Consider the following 16,241-nt stretch of genomic DNA (forward strand, 5'->3'; position numbering starts at 1 on the left):
TGCTGTTTCAATTAGATGATACAAAACTCAAAACGGGGTGAATGTCTTATTTTTTACACTAGAGGTTGCTATTTAGTGTCGTTAAGTCAATAGGTTAGATTATGATGGGATTTTTGTTTTGCAGGGAAGAATGATGAGTGTTATTCAAGTTGAAGAAAAGAAAGTAGAAGTGGGTAAAGTGCTTTGTGTTGGACGAAATTACGTTGAACATATTCATGAGCTTAATAATGCAATGCCTGAGCAAATGGTGGTATTTAATAAACCCGCAACTTCCGTATCAACAACTCTGCGTTCATTCCATCAAGAGCCCCTTCATTATGAGGCTGAAATCTGCTTTTTGATCAAGGATGGACGTTATTCAGCGGTTGGTTTGGGATTGGATCTGACCAAGCGTGGTTTGCAATCCTCGCTTAAAAATCAGGGGTTGCCGTGGGAGCGAGCTAAGGCATTTGATGGCTCTGCTGTGTTTAGTCGGTTTGTCTCTTTGGATAACATTGATATCAATGACCTTAACCTTGAGCTCTTAATTAACTGTGTTCGTGTACAAAAAGGTCACGTTAACCAAATGCTCTATCCGCCGCTAACTATCCTGGATGAATTAACCAGTTACACAACACTTCAAGATGGCGATGTAGTGATGACTGGTACACCAAAGGGCGTTGGTGAGGTACATGAAGGTGACATCTTCCTTGGTCGATTAAAGTGTGGCGATGTCACCTTGTTGGAGATTGAGTGGTTGGCGGATTAAAGCCAAATTCGCAGAATGAGAAATACCACCATACTGATAACCGTCGTTAAAAGAACATTTTTAGTAAAATAAGCGATTAAAGAAGCCAGTACGGCAGCCAGTAAAAATGGGTTTTGCACATTGACGCTGAGCTCCCCATCGGGAATGAAAACGATAGGTGCCCAGATCGCAGTCAGTACTGCGGGGCTAGCGTAATTGAGTACTTTTTGAGTGCGCGTCCCTAATCGCAATGGCAGCTTGGGTTCTAAAAACAAGTAGCGGCTGGTGAAAACAAGTACCGTCATCAGTAAAATAGCCAACATGATCATTAGCGTTTCTCCTTTACTTGTTCCACAAAGTAACCAGTAAGCATGGCTAAAATGCTCGAAATCATCAAACTTCCCTCAATTTGATAATAGGTTAGGGCAACTGAGCTCACCAAAGCCACAATAACACTCGCGAGCACCGCTGCATTTTTAATGGTGGGTACTACTATCGCGATAAAAGTTGCGGCCACAGCAAATTCCAAACCCATTTCGTTCAGTTCAGGGATTAGACTTCCCGCAATAATGCCCGTCAATGTCGCGACATTCCAAAACAGGTAAAAACTCAGACCAGCCCCAAGTGCATACCAGCGATTAAATTGTCTATCGAAATGGTGGCCTACAATCGCAAACAGCTCGTCAGTAAGTAAGAAGCCGAGTGATAATCGCCATTTTAGAGGGAGCGGTGCAATTTTACTGCGCATCGATACACTGTAGAGGAAGTGTCGAGAGGTGATAAAAAACGTTGTCAGTAACATGGTCACTAGACCTGCTCCCGTTTTAATCATTCCCATCGCGACGAGCTGTGCAGAACCTGCGAACAAAATGGCGGATAGTGCTTGTCCTTCCAAAGGGTGAAGCCCAGTATCAATTGCGAATGAGCCTGCGAGTAAGCCCCAAGGGAGCACTGCGATACTCAGAGGCATCATCGCAAGTGTACCTTGCCAAAATAGCGTGGCTTTTGATTCTTTTTGTAACGGCAAAGTGTGGTCCATAGTTTCTTCTTATTTATTCCTAAATCAGATTACCAAGATAGCTCGGTAGTCGCATAACGCCTTGTACAATATTGCTGCTTTAGCTGTGACGGACGTATTGGCCGGGAGTGACGCCAATGGCTTTTTTAAAGTGTCGATGCAGATGGCTCTGATCATGGAAGCCACATTCTTGTGCCACGTCTGAAATTTTTTGTCCCATTTTTAGTAGCTTCTTCGCCATACGTAAACGTTGCTGAATTTGATAGGCATGAGGCGGAAAGCCAAATTGCTTTTGAAACTCTCTCAGCAGATGAAAAGGGCTTAATCCAGACAGTTTCGCGAGTTCTTCTAGTGAGACGTCCGTTTGTGGAAAGTCTTCCAAAAATTCTCTGACGAGCTGCACTTGTCGCTGAGCTCTGGTTGACTCTTTCAGTGGTGTCCGATGAGTGCTGTGTTTACTGGCTAGCTTGATCAACGTGCCGTAAACCAAAGTTTCTCTCAATAAACGGTTGTCTGATTTTTCTAGTGTTTCAAATACCAGTCGTAACTGACTAGCCAGCTCAGGATCGTAAACCACAGGTTGAGGGAAATAGGGCAGAGCTACATTTGGTGAGCCAAGCTCTTGTCCTAAAGTTTGAAACTGCTGAGGTACGGGGTACATTGCTTTGTATTCCCAGCCGCCTTCCGAGGCTGAATGCCCGTTGTGTACTTCATCTGCATTAACAAGGATGATGCTGTCCTGTGGCGCGATATGATTCCCGCCCGTCCTAAAAAATTGTTGTGCCCCTTTTTCGATGACACCAATAGTGTAACCTTCGTGGCTATGGCGTGAAAAATTCTGCTTCTCATACTTTGCATCGAGAAGCTCTAAACCTCCGAGCTCTTGAGCTATCTTGAAGGTAGCGATTTCCTTATTCTTTTCTTTCATCTTTATCCGGTCTGCTCAAGAAAATCATTTTAGAAGTGTAACGGATCCATCGTGCTTATTTTTGTACAAAATTGCTATTCGATTTTGATAAACAGGCGAATTGATTGCTATTTTTCACATGGGCAAACTATGATTTTTATTTTTTGAATTATCTTGGCTATTTTGGGCTGGATGATGTCATTTTGTTGGTATAACATTCGCCGCCTTGTTGTAGAAAAGCGGTTTCATCATGATTGATTTATCTGTACTTCCTGTTTATCTCACCGCAGTAATGGCTTTGTTGCTATTACCAGGGCCCGATATGTTGCTGATAGCGAGTTCTAGTATGAGTTACGGTAAGAAGGTCGGTCTTTTTGCTAGCTTAGGCAATGCGACGTCTGGTGTTATTCTTACTTTGCTTGCTGCGATGGGCGTATCTACCCTGATTGCCATGAGCCCAATAGCCCTTAAAGTCCTTCATCTACTAGGTGGCGCTTACTTGTTAAAAATGGGTTGGGACTGCTTACGAGCTGAGGCATCTTCGGCTCCAGAGCTTGATGGTCAAAACAAAATGGCATCAACTTATTATCAACGTGCTTTGATGAGTAATTTGCTCAACCCTAAAGCCTTGGTCTTTTTTGTGATGTTTTTGCCGCAGTTTGTCTCAAGCAATATCACGGCATCTTCTGGTGAGCAGATGCTAGCGCTAGGGTTATTGTTGAACGTTCTTGGCTTGTCATTCAATTTATTACTTGTTGGGTTAGCAGGCACATTGGGCAAAGGGCTGCTCGAGAACGAAAAATTCCGCACGTATCAACATAAACTAATGGGGTTAGTGTTTGTTATTCTGGCGTTGTGGATACTGAGTAGTTTCGCCTTGTAAAGTTATCATATGCCATCAGAAAGCCAGCAATTGCTGGCTTTTTGTTTTAGGATATTGGTGTTTCCTAAGGAGAGGGTATATGAAGCTTGAATTTTGTTTAAATCCAGATCAAACAGACCTTGATTTTGTTCGTGAAGGTATTCGATCTTATAACCGACTGCATTTACCTGAAGGGGAAGTGCATGCTGTAGGCTGTTTCGCAAAAGATGAGAATGGCAAGATCATGGGTGGCTTGACTGGCGAAATGTTTAAAAATACGGTGTTTGTTGAGTTTTTGTGGGTAGACGCTGAAAGTCGAACCTCTGGTCTCGGTAGTCAATTAATGTCGATGCTAGAACAAAAAGTAAAGCCTCATGGGGTTACCCATGTTTATTTGGATACCTACAGCTTTCAAGCTCTTGAGTTCTATCTCAAATTGGGTTTTGAGAAAGTGGGGCAGTACTCAGGCTATCCTGCAGAGGGCATCCACAAGTACTTTCTACAAAAGGAAATTGTAGGCTAGGGAAAGCACGGGTTAGCTTGACTTGTGCTAGTGAAAATAAAAAAAGAGGCGCGAATTTGCGCCTCTTGTTGTATCAAATATCTATGTTTCTCTTTGACTTACAAACTTTGCTGGTGCGCGTCGATAAGTTCGTTCATCTTCGCTTCTGCTGCTTGCTGTGCTTGTTCATAGCTCATATCCGCAGGGAAGAGGTTGATGACTTCGTAGTAACATTTTAGTTTTGGCTCAGTACCAGAAGGACGAACAATCACGCGAGATTGATCTTCTAGGTGATAAATCAATACGTCACTTGCTGGTAAGTCAATGGATTCTTCAGAGCCGTCGTCAAACATGCGAACCGATGTTTTAAGATCTTCGGTTACTGCAACTTTTTTACCAGCAATCTCTGTTGGTGGATTTGCTCGGAGTTTGTCGCCGGTTGGTGGAGAGTTCGGGTCGAGAGCGATGCTGCGTTGTGCGTTGAAGTAGAAACCGTGCTCGCGGTACAGCTCTTCCAGTTTATCCCACAGTGTTTTGCCTTGCGCTTTAAGCTTGCCTGTTAGCTGTGAAAACGCGACGATTGCAGATAAACCATCTTTATCCCACACCTTGTTACCCACGGTATAACCGAGCGCTTCCTCATAAGCAAACAAGAATGGGTTGGTTTCTGTCTCTTGTTCCATGGCAACGTTAGTAAGCCATTTAAAGCCAGTTAATGTTTGATAGTATTGTGCGCCATGCGCCTTAGCGATGCTGCTCAGCATTCTTGAGGATACGATGGTGTTGCCAACCAAAGCGTTAGGTTGCTGTTCCAACAAGTAATCGCCAAACAGTGAGCCCACCTGATCACCTGTTAGCATTTGATACTCGCCATCTGGGCGTTTAACTGCCACGGCAAAACGGTCTGCATCTGGATCGTTCGCGCAAGCGATATCGGCATCTACGGACTTACCTAATGCCATCACCATATCCATTGCACCGGCTTCTTCAGGGTTTGGGAAGTTGACGGTTGGGAAGCTTCCATCAGGTTCGCGCTGTTCCTTAACACTTGCCACTTTTTGGAAGCCTGCGTCGGCAAGTAGCGTTTCCGCCATATTCGCGCCAACGCCATGCATTGCGGTGTAAGCAATAGATATATCGGTATTGTTGTCAGGAGTAAGCAGCGCGTTTTCATTCATTGTCTTACGGTAAGTTTGGTAGTAGTCGTCTTCCAACCAAACTAACAAACCGTGCTGTTTTGCATCATCGAGAGACATTAAAGGTAATGGCTTCGTTGTTGCGTCATCAATTTTCGCTGCGATTCCAGAGTCGTGCGGAGGAATAATCTGTGCGCCATTCTCCCAATATACTTTAAAACCATTGTATTCTGGTGGATTGTGACTGGCAGTAACAACAACAGCGGCCGCCGCATTCAATGTACGGACACCAAACGCAACAATTGGGGTTGCTGCAACGTCATACGTTAGGTAAACCTTGATACCAAGGGCCGTCAGTACGGATGCGGTATCATGCGCGAATTGTTTTGAATCGGGACGACCGTCGTAGCCAATAACGACACCACGACTCGCGGCATCTTTGACTTGCTCAAGCAAATAGTTCCCTAAACCAGTGGCGGTCTCTTGAATCACCAAGCGGTTCATTCGGTTTGGACCTGCGCCCACTTTGCCACGTAAGCCTGCAGTACCAAAGGCAAGGCGTGAGCCAAAGCGATCAGTAAGTTCTTGTTCATTGTTCGTATCGACGAGGTGTTGTAGCTCTTCACGAGTCTTAGGATCAGGGTCTCGTTCTAGCCATTGCGTAATTAGTGCTGTCATATCAGTCATTCCTTAGTAGGGGGAGCCTACTTTCTTGGACACTTCGTTTGGTAAGTATCTCAATGTTTTCTTTTAAATCAATGTAAATGGTTCTCAATTACATTTCAAAGAGAGCAATCGATAAACCGAATTAATTTTTCTTATCCGAACAAAATTTAATCATATTTAATTTCTTGAAGAACCTTGGAACTATAACTAGCCTTTTAACATAAATATAACAAACCGTGTCGAAATCGTAGTTTTTGTGATTTTTCGTAAAGTTGTTCGATATTTGCATCGGGACGCAAGGAAGCTCGCGTAGGCGTAGCGGCTGAGCAGAGGAGAGATCTTTTGAAAAGATTAACGACTACTCTAGCCTTATCACTGAATGTGATTTTAATCACATTTTCCTCTTTTGGTTGGTCAAAGGAAAATGACTACAACATGACAAAAGGGGTCACAGAGATAAGTGGGCAAGTGTATGAATTACATATGCTGATTTTCTATATCTGCTGTGTAATTGCTTTGATTGTTTTTGGTGTGATGTTCTATTCCATCTTCCGTCATCGCAAGTCAAAAGGAGCAGTTGCCGCACATTTCCATGAAAGTACAAAAGTGGAAATTATTTGGACGGTCATACCCATCATCATTCTTGTCGCTATGGCGATTCCCGCAACAAAAACTCTAGTAGCAATGGAAGACACAAGCCAATCGGATATCACGGTCAAGATCACAGGCTCGCAATGGAAATGGCATTACAGCTATTTTGGCGAAGATGTTGAGTTTTTTAGTTTGCTTGCCACCAGCCAAAAACAAATTGATGGAATCGAAGCTAAAGGCGCACATTACTTACTGGAAGTAGATAACCCTTTGGTGTTGCCTGTGAATCGCAAAGTGCGTTTTTTGATGACTTCTGATGATGTCATTCACTCTTGGTGGGTACCGGACTTTGCCGTCAAGAAAGACACCATTCCAGGTTTTATTAATGAAGCATGGACAAGAATTGATGAGCCAGGCGTATATCGCGGTCAGTGTGCGGAGCTATGTGGTCGTGCACATGGATTTATGCCAGTGGTGGTGCATGCGATGGAAGAAGAAAAGTTCGATGAATGGCTAGCGAGTAAGAAGGAAGAACTCGCACTTCAAAAAGCGGCGGCACAAGAAGCGCTCTCTCAAGACTTATCTATGGATGAATTGATGTCGCAAGGCGAATCGATATACACGGCGCGTTGCGCTGTGTGTCATCAGGCAAATGGTGAGGGGATTCCGGGTGCATTTCCCGCGATTAAAGGCAGTCCTATTGCAACCGGAGATGTTACAGAGCACATAGATATTATTGTCAACGGTCGCCCGGGCACCGCAATGCAGGCTTTTTCTAATCAGTTAAGTGACAAAGAAATTGGCGCGGTTATCACATATCAACGAAATGCATGGGGCAACGATACTGGCGATACAGTGCAAGCATCCGATGTGAATGCCTTTAAAGCACAAGGCAGTGCTAAGGAGGAAATATGAGTAAGCCAATAGATAAGGCAGTGAAGTCTGCGCCAGCAGAAGCCAGTGCGAACAGTACCATTGCGATTGATGATGGTCACGAGCATCATGCACCCCAGGGCATCACTCGTTGGTTGTATTCTACAAGCCATAAAGACATAGGCACCCTCTACCTTTGGTTTAGCTTTGCGATGTTTCTAACAGGTGGTGCGATGGCTATGATCATTCGTGCCGAACTGTTCCAGCCAGGGCTACAGCTAGTCGATCCGCAGTTTTTTAATCAAATGACCACGGTACACGGTTTAGTGATGGTATTTGGTGCGGTGATGCCAGCATTTACGGGGCTTGCTAACTGGATGATCCCGATGATGATCGGCGCTCCAGATATGGCGCTGCCGCGCATGAACAACTTGAGCTTTTGGATCTTACCTTTTGCATTTCTCATCTTGTTGAGCTCGTTGTTTTTACCTGGCGGCGGTCCTGATTTTGGTTGGACGTTTTATGCTCCGCTGTCCACGACTTATGGCCCGGATAGCACTGCGCTGTTTGTATTCTCTGTGCATATCATGGGTATCAGCTCCATTATGGGCGCGATCAACGTTATCGTGACGATCGTAAATATGCGAGCTCCGGGAATGACTTGGTTCAAGTTACCAATGTTTGTTTGGACTTGGTTAATTACCGCTTTCTTGCTAATCGCGGTTATGCCGGTATTAGCGGGTGCGGTGACCATGGTTCTTACTGACAAATATTTCGGGACTAGCTTCTTTGACGCAGCTGGTGGTGGTGACCCGGTAATGTTCCAACACATCTTTTGGTTCTTTGGTCACCCAGAAGTGTACATCATGATTTTACCGTCGTTTGGAATCATCTCCGCCATTCTGCCTGCTTTCAGTGGTAAGAAGCTGTTTGGTTATCATTCGATGGTTTACGCGACGTGCAGCATTGCATTGTTATCTTTCCTTGTGTGGGCGCACCACATGTTTACCACGGGGATGCCAGTTTTTGCTGAGCTCTTCTTCATGTATTGCACTATGCTGATTGCGGTACCAACGGGGGTTAAAGTCTTTAACTGGGTTGCCACCATGTGGCGTGGAGCTCTGACATTTGAAACGCCAATGTTGTTTGCCATTGCCTTTATTGTACTTTTTACTATTGGCGGCTTCTCGGGACTGATGTTGGCGATTGTGCCGGCGGATTTCCAATATCATGACACTTACTTCGTGGTTGCCCATTTCCATTATGTGTTGGTATCTGGTGCGGTATTCTCGATCATGGCAGCGGCATACTACTGGCTACCTAAGTGGACGGGCAATATGTACGACCACAAGCTGAGTTTATGGCATTTCTGGTGCTCAATTATTTCCGTCAATGTCCTGTTTTTCCCAATGCACTTCCTAGGCTTAGCAGGCATGCCAAGGCGCATACCGGATTACGCCATTCAGTTTGCTGATGTTAATCAAATAGTATCAATTGGTGGGTTTGCATTTGGGTTGTCACAACTGATCTTCTTATGGTTGGTGATCAAGTGTATTCGTGGAGGGGAAAAGGCTTCTGCAAAACCGTGGGAACGTGCGGAAGGCTTAGAGTGGACAGTGCCAAGCCCTGCGCCGCATCATACGTTTACTACACCGCCTAAGATTGACTAGCAAAGAGTGGGGTGAGTGACATGAAACCGAATCCATCAAACAAGAAGCTCACAGTGAAGTTGCTTTTGGCGACCCTGTTAATGTTTGGCTTCGGCTATGCACTGGTCCCACTTTATGACGTGATGTGCGACGCACTGGGAATCAATGGAAAGACAAGTGAAGTAGCCGCCATTCAACCGACAGGTATGCAACCGGACATGAGCCGAACTGTTCGTGTAGAATTTATGGCGCATGTAAGCCCAGATATGCCTTGGGAGTTTAGACCCAAAGTGATTTCGATGGATGTTCACCCAGGTGAAGTCGTACAAACCGAATACCTTGCATTTAATGAAAGCGGGCAGAAGTTGGTGGGGCAAGCCGTTCCTTCTGTTTCTCCCGGGACTGGAGCTGCTTACTTCAATAAGATTGAGTGTTTTTGTTTTAACCAGCAGCCTCTGGATGGTAAACAGCAAGCTCAAATGCCGTTGATTTTTTATATCGAACCGGACTTGCCGGAGTCTATACACACGTTAACGCTGTCTTACACACTCTATAAACTTCCCCCTCCTACAGGCTCTTAGCCACTCAGGGAGAGAGATACAGACCAAGGTTGGTCAGTAAGGAGAGAAATTATGAGTAACAAGCCAGGAACATATTATGTTCCCGCTCAAAGTAGCTGGCCGATCATCGGTGCATTTGCTCTGTTTTTGGTTGCTGTTGGCGCAGGCATGACCGTCCAGGGGACACAAAGTGACGGTGCAGTGGGAACCATTGGTGGCATTGTGCTAGCGGTGGGCTTCTTGTTCTTGCTTTACATGTTGGCTGGTTGGTTTAGTAATGTGATTACTGAATCACTGAGTGGAAAATACAGCTCGCAAATTACTCGTTCTTTTCGCCAAGGAATGAGCTGGTTTATCTTTTCTGAAGTGATGTTTTTTGGTGCCTTTTTTGGTGCCTTGTTCTACGCCAGAATGATTTCTGTGCCTTGGTTAGGCGGGGCAGATAATAACTTCATGACTAACGAAGTCCTGTGGCCAACCTTCGAAGCGATGTGGCCACTCACACTGACGCCGGGAGGAGAAACAACACAAGCTATGCCGTGGCAGGGCATACCCCTTACCAATACTATCTTGCTGCTATTGTCGTCTATTACGCTACATATGGCGCATATAAGCCTTGAACAAGACAAAAGAACGGCACTGATTGTTTGGTTAGAGATAACCATCGTACTTGCTGGCTTTTTCCTATATTACCAAGCGGTTGAGTATGTTCATGCTTATCAAGACATAGGGCTCACGTTGCAGTCCGGTATTTACGGTAACACGTTCTTCATGTTGACGGGGTTCCACGGTTTACACGTTTGTCTTGGGACTATCTTCTTGATCGTGCTGCTGTTCAGAATCGCTAAAGATCACTTTTCGCCAAAGAACCATTTTGCCTTTCAAGCCGGCAGCTGGTATTGGCATTTCGTGGATGTGGTTTGGTTATGTCTGTTTGTGTTTGTTTACGTACTTTAGGCGCAGTGTGAACTCTTGGTTCGACTAATAAGGGCGAGGGTTTGGTGCTAGCGAACCCGAGCTGAGCGCAATAAGCAAAAGGACGACCACCAAAGCGGAGAACATGACTCGACGGCCTAAGTAATGACTCATGGGTTTGTCTCTTTTTTCAGGATTATCTGGGTCTTCACGAACCATTTCGATAAGCGCTTTTGCGAGGTTGAAGATAATGAAAAGCAGCAAAAGGACAAGCGTCAGTTTGAATAGAAATACGGTGGACATGGCACCTCCGGTTTCATCATTGTTGTTATCAAGACAATTATGGCTATCGAAACGGTTTTGGGTTGCAGTTGGTTTAACTGTGGTTGTGTTTTCTCTTTTGGTCAAACTGGGTTTTTGGCAGTTTGAGAGAGGGCAAGAAAAACAAGCATTGGAACAAGCCATTCTCGCGCGTGCGGATAGTGCGTACCAAGCACTAAGCGTCGTTCTTGAAGACAACGACTGGCGAGAGGAAAGTATCCTCGGGAAAAAAGTGGAAGTTAATGTTGTTCCTCAGGCGTTTCCCGTAATTCTGTTAGACAACCAAACGCATCAAGGCAGTGTGGGATATTTAGCATTTCAGATTGTATTGACGAGCGATGAGCCTAGTACCTATGCGTTATTGGAGCTTGGTTTTGTCGAGGGAAGAGCAGAACGCTCAATGTTACCAACGGTCACCAAACTCGATAATCCGACTTTCATCACAGGACGCCTGTACCGAAAATCTACTAATCCACTGAGCTCAGAGTTAATGCCGGAAGTTGGTGATGTTATTCGCGTGCAAAACCTAAACATCGCGCAATTGAATCAGCTACTGAATATTGAACTTATGCCCGCAGTCTTGCAGCCAGACAATTTAACTCGTTGGCCCTATGACTTTCCTTGGAATCCATTACCACTCAATAGTGCCAAACATTTTGGCTATTCGATTCAATGGTTTTCGATGGCAGGTGTTTTCTTAATACTGACTTTAATTGTTTTTGTTCGTTGGCAAAAAAAGTTGCGTCACATGGAGGTGAAGCATGACATCTAAAGTAACCAAAGGACGACTAATGTTGATTGCGCTGGTTTGTACGTTCGCGCTTCCCGCTGTCATTGCAAAAGTCATTCTCACACAAGGGTGGTATCAAAGCGGAGTGACCAATAGAGGCGAGTTAGTCGAACCATACACGACGTTAGAGCAACTTGATCAAGAGTCACCTCTCAAAGACCATGGTTGGCAACTCGCTTATGTATTGCCTAACGAATGCACTGAAGAGTGTAAACAGCAGCTTTACCTGCTTCAGCAAAGCCATGTTGCTTTAGGTAAGTATCAAGAGCGAGTAGTGCCAGTCGTTTGGCAGACTGAGCATTCAGATCCCATGGAAGTATCGATGTTAGCGATGCAAATGAATGAATTGGTTACCGCAAAAGTGAAACCTGGGCAAATGTTGATCGTTGATCCTCTTGGGCAACTGGTGATGTCTTATTCGCCGAAACCAAATGAGGACTTAGTCCTATTGAATAAAGGTATGTTGGCGGACTTACGCAAGCTCTTAAAACTGTCACGAGTCGGTTAGAGGAAGTGCATATGAAATTAATTCAGTTGGTTAGATTCAGTTTGCTCCTAACTCTCGTGGTGATCATGCTAGGGGCATATACTCGCCTTTCAGATGCAGGGTTAGGTTGCCCGGACTGGCCTGGTTGTTATGGGCACTTTTCTGTGCCGCATCAAGAAGAAGACGTCATACGTGCTAACCTGAACTTCCCCGAGCGGGCAGTAGAGCATGAGAAAGCATGGCTTGAGATGATTCATCGCTATTTTGCAGGAACGTTAGGTTTAGTCATTTTTGCGATGGCAGCGATATCAGTAAGGTCTGAGCGTGTAAATTCAACCATTCCGATGTTGCTAAGCGTATTGGTGATTGGGCAGGCACTTTTGGGGATGTGGACAGTTACTCTTAAATTAATGCCCGTCATCGTGATGCTTCACTTGCTCGGTGGTTTTGTTTTATTGGCGTTACAGGCGATTTTTTACTGCCAATTAAAAGCGCAAAACAATCTCTATTTCTCTCCATCTTCTAGCTCTCTGAGAGGCTTTTCATTGTTGGTTTTCCTGGTTGTTTTGGTGCAAGTGCTCCTTGGAGGATGGACTTCGTCAAATTATGCTGCGCTGATGTGTACCACACTGCCGATTTGTGAGGGAGACTGGATGAGCCATCTCTCATGGAAAGAAGCGTTTTCTTTCTGGCAAACTGGATTCGAGAATTATGAATTTGGTGTCTTGGAGTATCCGGCAAGAATGACTATACACGTCACTCATCGTATAGGCGCTATTGTTACCGCCACCGTGGTATTGGCTTATAGTATTGGGCTTATGAGGCAAGATTCTCATCATTCACAGAGAATCGGAGGGTGGTTGTTATTCACTCTGGTGTGCCAAATTATGCTGGGTGTAAGCAACGTAGTATTTCAACTTCCTATCTATGTCGCGGTGGCGCACAACCTTGGTGCCGCTGTTATGTTGAGTCTCGTTTGTGTTAGCCAGTTTTACTTGTGGCAGGGTAAAACGGCTTGGAATTACACCGCGAAAGGAGTTCGCTATGAGTAAAGAAATCGCGCTGTCGTTAAATGGGCGAAAGCGACTAAGTTCCGTTTATTTGAAGTTAACGAAACCTAAAGTGGTGGCGTTAATGTTGGTGACGGCAGTAGTAGGGATGAGCTTAGCCCCGGTTGATGATTTCCCCTGGTTGCAGGCGGTAGTTGGCCTAACGGGGATTGGTCTGATGGCAGGGTCTGCGGCAGCGTTTAATCATCTAATTGACCGCCGAATTGATGCGAGAATGGCACGTACACACAAACGACCATTGCCATCGGGTGAGACTAAACCATCATCGGTGATAGCCTTCGCTACAGTTTTAGGTGTCTTAGGGTTTGTACTTCTCTATGCGATGGTCAACCCGCTGACGGCATGGTTGACTTTGATGAGTTTGCTCGGCTATGCGATGGTATACACAATGTACCTCAAACGTGCTACGCCCCAAAATATCGTCATTGCAGGGATTGCCGGTGCGATGCCGCCTCTTCTCGGTTGGACTGCTGTAACAGAGCAATTACATGCGAATGCTTGGCTGCTCGTAATGATCATTTTTATCTGGACGCCACCACATTTTTGGGCTCTGGCTATTCATCGTGTCGAGGATTACCGCAAGGTAGATATTCCCATGCTGCCAGTGACACACGGCATTGAGTACACCAAAACTTCTATTCTGTTGTATACGGTGCTATTGACTTTGGTTTGTGTCCTACCGGTTTTGGTTGGTATGGTCGGCGTGGTGTATCTTTTTGCCTCGCTACTACTCAATGCTGGCTTTATGTACCATGCATGGAAGCTAAAATATGCACCAGAGCCAAATACCGCGATGGAGACGTTTAAATTCTCTATCTATCATCTTTTGGCGTTGTTCATTGCATTGCTTTCGGATCACTATATTGGTTTTTAACCTCTCTTAAAACAGAAAACGCCGCGTGGTTCGCGGCGTTTTTGGTTTTGATACTTTGGCTTTAAGACAAAGCTTTCTAGATTTATTGAATTTCTAGCAGTTCAACATCAAAGATCAAAACACTTGCTGGTGGAATTGGGCCAGAGCCACTCTTACCATAGCCAAGCGTGCTTGGTACGAAAAGGCGGATTTTCTCACCTTCTACCATGTATTGTAGACCTTCTTGCCAGCCTTTAATGACTTGGTTAAGACCAAATGAAATAGGCTCACCACGATTAACAGAGCTATCGAATACCGTGCCATCAATCAAGGTGCCGTGGTAGTGTACTTTTACTTTACTTGTTGCCGTTGGGTGAACCTCACCTTCGCCTTTTTCAAGAACCATGTATTGAAGGCCACTTTCTGTTGTGATGACGCCTTCTTTTTTCGCATTTTCTAGTAAGAATGCTTGGCCTTTGGCAAAGTTTTCGTCTGCTACTTTATGGTTTGTCCAAGTACGGTAAATGAAAAAGCCCGCCAAAATAAAAATAATAAGAGGAAACAAAAATTTAGACACGTAATCTCCTTGTCTATTTAGGTTGTTTTAGCAAAAAGTTGATGGTTTCTGCCATGGCTTCAACGCTGTCATGACCACCAGTAATTACTTGATATTTTCCGTTTACGATAAAGGCTGGAACGGAGTTAATTTGGCCTCGCGTGGTGATCGCTTCTGCCTTAGTGATGTACTCAAACAGCGCTTTTTGCTGTGCTTCATCTAAATGGTAAGGGCTGATAAGGTTGCGAGACTCAAAGGCTTTCTCAACAGCGATTTGGCGTTCCTCAGCCGTTGCATCGGCACCCATTTGCACAGCAGTAAAAAGATCTGCCATAAACGCTTTATCTGGTGTTGATTCAAGCTGCATTACGGCAGTATAAAAGATGATGGCGCTCACTTGTGCACTTTCATTGAACGTTACATGCATTTTTTCAACGCTTTGATCGGTCAATGATTCAATTTGAGGGACAAACTCTTCCATTGAGCGGCAGTGGCCACAAGTTAAAGAGAATGCTTCAGTCAGGGGAGCTAAATCATATTCTTCAAGGGATACTGGCAAAACTTCGTATTGTTTGCCTTGCTGAGGCTGACTCTTGCCGCTATCGCATGCCGACAAAGCCATTACGGCAACAACAACAGCAAAGCCTTTCGATATGGTTTTTAACATAGTAGTGCTCTAAATGAGAAATTTGCGTTAGTTTATCGGTTAACGATAGTGACTAAAACCATTAAATAACAATAAAGTGAGACCATTGGTAACAGACTTAGCCTGACGTATGGGCTGTAAGGGTAGGGTATTTTAGTGTTGCTTTTTATTTGAGAGATGATTTGGCATTGACTCCAGTGGCATGAACGCTGCATAGACAAACCAATCGGTGGACAAAAGCGCTAAAGATTCGGCGTGTTTTGTCGACACAATGAACAAGAGTTTTTCTACGTTGGTAATGGTATGAAGCATTGGTTTTTAATTGTTTGTGGCATTCTGGCCGGGTGCAGTAGCCTCGATCAAGATATGGTCCCAGGTGGGAACATTTTAGATACAGCTCCTAAATCAAACACTGAGCTGAGACACCCAGAATGGGGATACCCGAGCGCATCCAATGTGGCTTCTTCCCCTCGTTCATATCAAACGGCGAGGGCGTCAGTAAAAAAGTCGCAAAACGTGACCTCTCTGGAAATGTTCCTGAGCAGGCATAACATTCCTCACGAGACGCTCAGTGGTGGTCACCTGATGATACGTTTGAAAGAGCAAGTGCATTTTCAAACGGGCTCTGCACGGTTATCTGCTCAATCTCAAGACTGGATTCGAAACATTGGTCACTATCTGGCGGGAAGAACTGATGTTGATGTCGTGATTGATGGTCATGCGGATAGTACGGGAGCTGAAAGTTTCAACGACACGCTATCTGAAAAGCGAGCTCGTGAAGTAGAAAAACAATTATTGGCGACGAGTATTCCACGTCAACGAGTGTTTTCTAGAGGCTTCGGAGAGTATGTACCGAAGTGCAGCAATGCGACAGCGAGTGGTAAAGCTTGCAATCGGCGCGTAGAGCTAACATTGATCGTGGATGAATAACGCAGACGTTGGGTGGTAATCTTCGTTGTGTTGTTCTTGCATACCCGTTATTTGCTTAGTGGAGTTTAAGTTCGGAGTTGAGCAAGAAGACTGAATAAGGAAAGCTCGCACGGCAACATTTAGCTAGAAAAAATAGAAAAGAGGCACCGTTAGGTGCCTCTTTTACATCCGCCAATGTTCAT

Annotated in this window: 19 protein-coding genes; 12 read left to right on the forward strand and 7 right to left on the reverse strand. The window is 44.9% G+C overall.

Going from position 1 to position 16,241, the window contains the following annotated elements; translation table 11 throughout:
• The first annotated feature begins 133 nt into the window (after window positions 1–133).
• Window positions 134–748 carry a fumarylacetoacetate hydrolase family protein gene (locus tag R8O10_RS11365; protein ID WP_017635857.1) on the forward strand — a complete coding sequence of 205 codons (615 nt, stop codon included), beginning with the start codon at window positions 134–136 and terminating at the stop codon, window positions 746–748.
• Here R8O10_RS11365 and R8O10_RS11370 read toward each other — a convergent pair.
• The 3 genes from R8O10_RS11370 to R8O10_RS11380 all read right to left on the reverse strand — a co-directional run bounded on the left by R8O10_RS11370 (window position 745) and on the right by R8O10_RS11380 (window position 2,673).
• Complete coding sequence (locus tag R8O10_RS11370; RefSeq protein ID WP_042521501.1) at window positions 745–1,056, reverse strand: AzlD domain-containing protein; 312 nt, start codon at window positions 1,054–1,056, stop codon at window positions 745–747. The two genes, R8O10_RS11365 and R8O10_RS11370, sit on opposite strands and share 4 nt — an antisense overlap.
• Window positions 1,056–1,766, reverse strand: a complete 711-nt coding sequence (locus R8O10_RS11375) for an AzlC family ABC transporter permease (protein ID WP_318191411.1) — start codon at window positions 1,764–1,766, stop codon at window positions 1,056–1,058. Before R8O10_RS11375 ends, R8O10_RS11370 begins: the two co-directional genes overlap by 1 nt.
• 79 nt (window positions 1,767–1,845) lie before the next feature.
• Window positions 1,846–2,673 carry an AraC family transcriptional regulator gene (locus R8O10_RS11380; protein WP_318191412.1) on the reverse strand — a complete coding sequence of 276 codons (828 nt, stop codon included), beginning with the start codon at window positions 2,671–2,673 and terminating at the stop codon, window positions 1,846–1,848.
• Between the two features lie 229 nt (window positions 2,674–2,902).
• Here R8O10_RS11380 and R8O10_RS11385 point away from each other — a divergent pair, with 229 nt between their 5' ends.
• Together R8O10_RS11385 and R8O10_RS11390 are read left to right on the forward strand one after the other, a co-directional pair.
• Window positions 2,903–3,535 carry a LysE family translocator gene (locus tag R8O10_RS11385; protein ID WP_086047290.1) on the forward strand — a complete coding sequence of 211 codons (633 nt, stop codon included), beginning with the start codon at window positions 2,903–2,905 and terminating at the stop codon, window positions 3,533–3,535.
• 79 nt (window positions 3,536–3,614) lie between these two features.
• Window positions 3,615–4,037 carry a GNAT family N-acetyltransferase gene (locus R8O10_RS11390; protein ID WP_005375519.1) on the forward strand — a complete coding sequence of 141 codons (423 nt, stop codon included), beginning with the start codon at window positions 3,615–3,617 and terminating at the stop codon, window positions 4,035–4,037.
• 98 nt (window positions 4,038–4,135) lie between these two features.
• Here R8O10_RS11390 and R8O10_RS11395 read toward each other — a convergent pair whose 3' ends face one another.
• A complete protein-coding gene (locus R8O10_RS11395; RefSeq protein WP_318191413.1) occupies window positions 4,136–5,830 on the reverse strand; it encodes a phospho-sugar mutase in 1,695 nt (564 codons plus the stop codon).
• Window positions 5,831–6,160: 330 nt separating this feature from the next.
• Between R8O10_RS11395 and coxB the strand changes: the two genes are divergently transcribed.
• Genes coxB through R8O10_RS11415 form a run of 4 tightly spaced genes read left to right on the forward strand, consistent with a single transcriptional unit; the run spans window position 6,161 to window position 10,448 of the window.
• Window positions 6,161–7,324 (forward strand): cytochrome c oxidase subunit II, encoded by a 1,164-nt coding sequence (coxB, locus tag R8O10_RS11400; protein WP_005385208.1) that lies wholly within the window; start codon window positions 6,161–6,163, stop codon window positions 7,322–7,324.
• Window positions 7,321–8,952 carry a cytochrome c oxidase subunit I gene (gene ctaD / locus R8O10_RS11405; RefSeq protein ID WP_005375510.1) on the forward strand — a complete coding sequence of 544 codons (1,632 nt, stop codon included), beginning with the start codon at window positions 7,321–7,323 and terminating at the stop codon, window positions 8,950–8,952. The genes coxB and ctaD overlap by 4 nt, the downstream gene beginning before the upstream one ends.
• Window positions 8,953–8,972: 20 nt before the next feature.
• On the forward strand, window positions 8,973–9,512 hold the full coding sequence (locus R8O10_RS11410) for a cytochrome c oxidase assembly protein (protein WP_005385211.1): 540 nt from the start codon (window positions 8,973–8,975) through the stop codon (window positions 9,510–9,512).
• A 51-nt stretch (window positions 9,513–9,563) separates the two neighbouring features.
• Complete coding sequence (locus R8O10_RS11415) at window positions 9,564–10,448, forward strand: cytochrome c oxidase subunit 3 (RefSeq protein ID WP_005385214.1); 885 nt, start codon at window positions 9,564–9,566, stop codon at window positions 10,446–10,448.
• Window positions 10,449–10,472: 24 nt separating this feature from the next.
• Here the strand turns inward: R8O10_RS11415 and R8O10_RS11420 are convergent, their stop codons facing one another.
• The gene (locus R8O10_RS11420) at window positions 10,473–10,709 is read right to left on the reverse strand and encodes a DUF2909 family protein (RefSeq protein WP_318191414.1); all 237 of its coding nucleotides are present in this window, start codon (window positions 10,707–10,709) and stop codon (window positions 10,473–10,475) included.
• Here R8O10_RS11420 and R8O10_RS11425 point away from each other — a divergent pair.
• Genes R8O10_RS11425 through cyoE form a run of 4 tightly spaced genes read left to right on the forward strand, consistent with a single transcriptional unit; the run spans window position 10,708 to window position 13,948 of the window.
• On the forward strand, window positions 10,708–11,499 hold the full coding sequence (locus R8O10_RS11425; RefSeq protein WP_165935320.1) for an SURF1 family protein: 792 nt from the start codon (window positions 10,708–10,710) through the stop codon (window positions 11,497–11,499). The genes R8O10_RS11420 and R8O10_RS11425 overlap by 2 nt on opposite strands.
• Window positions 11,489–12,025, forward strand: coding sequence for a cytochrome oxidase biogenesis cluster protein (locus R8O10_RS11430; RefSeq protein ID WP_318191415.1), 537 nt, complete (start codon window positions 11,489–11,491; stop codon window positions 12,023–12,025). Before R8O10_RS11425 ends, R8O10_RS11430 begins: the two co-directional genes overlap by 11 nt.
• An 11-nt stretch (window positions 12,026–12,036) precedes the next feature.
• Window positions 12,037–13,056 (forward strand): COX15/CtaA family protein, encoded by a 1,020-nt coding sequence (locus tag R8O10_RS11435; RefSeq protein ID WP_017635865.1) that lies wholly within the window; start codon window positions 12,037–12,039, stop codon window positions 13,054–13,056.
• Complete coding sequence (cyoE, locus tag R8O10_RS11440) at window positions 13,049–13,948, forward strand: heme o synthase (protein ID WP_318191416.1); 900 nt, start codon at window positions 13,049–13,051, stop codon at window positions 13,946–13,948. The genes R8O10_RS11435 and cyoE overlap by 8 nt, the downstream gene beginning before the upstream one ends.
• Window positions 13,949–14,030: 82 nt before the next feature.
• On the opposite strand, the gene R8O10_RS11445 is transcribed toward cyoE, so the two are convergent.
• Window positions 14,031–14,504: an FKBP-type peptidyl-prolyl cis-trans isomerase gene (locus R8O10_RS11445; RefSeq protein ID WP_005375638.1), complete on the reverse strand. Its 474-nt coding sequence runs from the start codon at window positions 14,502–14,504 to the stop codon at window positions 14,031–14,033.
• 13 nt (window positions 14,505–14,517) lie between these two features.
• Window positions 14,518–15,150, reverse strand: a complete 633-nt coding sequence (locus R8O10_RS11450; protein ID WP_042521488.1) for a thiol:disulfide interchange protein DsbA/DsbL — start codon at window positions 15,148–15,150, stop codon at window positions 14,518–14,520.
• Between the two features lie 282 nt (window positions 15,151–15,432).
• On the opposite strand from R8O10_RS11450, the gene R8O10_RS11455 reads away from it, so the two are divergent.
• Complete coding sequence (locus R8O10_RS11455) at window positions 15,433–16,059, forward strand: OmpA family protein (RefSeq protein WP_025768460.1); 627 nt, start codon at window positions 15,433–15,435, stop codon at window positions 16,057–16,059.
• The last annotated feature ends 182 nt before the right edge of the window (window positions 16,060–16,241 follow it).

The organism is Vibrio sp. 1727 (genome assembly GCF_033344415.1).
In the GTDB taxonomy this organism is placed as follows: domain Bacteria; phylum Pseudomonadota; class Gammaproteobacteria; order Enterobacterales; family Vibrionaceae; genus Vibrio; species Vibrio alginolyticus.

What these genes read in the sequence shown, in the direction of transcription:
- R8O10_RS11365 (WP_017635857.1), top strand. Translation starts at nt 134, where the DNA reads ATGAGTGTTATTCAAGTTGAAGAAAAGAAAGTAGAAGTGGGTAAAGTG.
- R8O10_RS11370 (WP_042521501.1), bottom strand. Translation starts at nt 1,056, where the DNA reads ATGATCATGTTGGCTATTTTACTGATGACGGTACTTGTTTTCACCAGC.
- R8O10_RS11375 (WP_318191411.1), bottom strand. Translation starts at nt 1,766, where the DNA reads ATGGACCACACTTTGCCGTTACAAAAAGAATCAAAAGCCACGCTATTT.
- R8O10_RS11380 (WP_318191412.1), bottom strand. Translation starts at nt 2,673, where the DNA reads ATGAAAGAAAAGAATAAGGAAATCGCTACCTTCAAGATAGCTCAAGAG.
- R8O10_RS11385 (WP_086047290.1), top strand. Translation starts at nt 2,903, where the DNA reads ATGATTGATTTATCTGTACTTCCTGTTTATCTCACCGCAGTAATGGCT.
- R8O10_RS11390 (WP_005375519.1), top strand. Translation starts at nt 3,615, where the DNA reads ATGAAGCTTGAATTTTGTTTAAATCCAGATCAAACAGACCTTGATTTT.
- R8O10_RS11395 (WP_318191413.1), bottom strand. Translation starts at nt 5,830, where the DNA reads ATGACAGCACTAATTACGCAATGGCTAGAACGAGACCCTGATCCTAAG.
- ctaD (WP_005375510.1), top strand. Translation starts at nt 7,321, where the DNA reads ATGAGTAAGCCAATAGATAAGGCAGTGAAGTCTGCGCCAGCAGAAGCC.
- R8O10_RS11410 (WP_005385211.1), top strand. Translation starts at nt 8,973, where the DNA reads ATGAAACCGAATCCATCAAACAAGAAGCTCACAGTGAAGTTGCTTTTG.
- R8O10_RS11415 (WP_005385214.1), top strand. Translation starts at nt 9,564, where the DNA reads ATGAGTAACAAGCCAGGAACATATTATGTTCCCGCTCAAAGTAGCTGG.
- R8O10_RS11425 (WP_165935320.1), top strand. Translation starts at nt 10,708, where the DNA reads ATGGCACCTCCGGTTTCATCATTGTTGTTATCAAGACAATTATGGCTA.
- R8O10_RS11420 (WP_318191414.1), bottom strand. Translation starts at nt 10,709, where the DNA reads ATGTCCACCGTATTTCTATTCAAACTGACGCTTGTCCTTTTGCTGCTT.
- R8O10_RS11430 (WP_318191415.1), top strand. Translation starts at nt 11,489, where the DNA reads ATGACATCTAAAGTAACCAAAGGACGACTAATGTTGATTGCGCTGGTT.
- R8O10_RS11435 (WP_017635865.1), top strand. Translation starts at nt 12,037, where the DNA reads ATGAAATTAATTCAGTTGGTTAGATTCAGTTTGCTCCTAACTCTCGTG.
- cyoE (WP_318191416.1), top strand. Translation starts at nt 13,049, where the DNA reads ATGAGTAAAGAAATCGCGCTGTCGTTAAATGGGCGAAAGCGACTAAGT.
- R8O10_RS11450 (WP_042521488.1), bottom strand. Translation starts at nt 15,150, where the DNA reads ATGTTAAAAACCATATCGAAAGGCTTTGCTGTTGTTGTTGCCGTAATG.
- R8O10_RS11455 (WP_025768460.1), top strand. Translation starts at nt 15,433, where the DNA reads ATGAAGCATTGGTTTTTAATTGTTTGTGGCATTCTGGCCGGGTGCAGT.